Annotated in this window: 1 protein-coding gene; it reads right to left on the bottom strand. The window is 42.4% G+C overall.

Features of this window, described 5'->3' with window-relative positions; translation table 11 throughout:
- Window positions 1–236: aldehyde dehydrogenase family protein (locus tag AAEZ18_RS19675; protein ID WP_352256137.1), on the bottom strand; the 236-nt coding region annotated here is incomplete at both ends.

Raw genomic sequence — 236 nt, 5'->3', positions numbered from 1 at the left:
CCTTTAAGCATTTCGATAATGCCATCTGCTACGTCATCTTGAATGAATAACACACGAAGAGCAGAACAACGTTGGCCAGCACTTTGAAAACCAGAACTGATCACATCGTCAACTACTTGCTCAGGAAGCGCCGTTGAGTCAACAATCATACAGTTTTGGCCACCTGTTTCTGCAATTAACGGTACTTGAATATCGTTACGTGCAGCAAGTGTTTGAGAAATTAATGTGCCTGTTTC

The sequence above is a fragment of the Pseudoalteromonas sp. 19-MNA-CIBAN-0066 genome, assembly GCF_040308705.1.
Taxonomy (GTDB): domain Bacteria; phylum Pseudomonadota; class Gammaproteobacteria; order Enterobacterales; family Alteromonadaceae; genus Pseudoalteromonas; species Pseudoalteromonas nigrifaciens.
The sequence above is the reverse complement of the archived record's forward strand: the minus strand, read 5'-3'. Positions and strand labels throughout refer to the sequence as shown.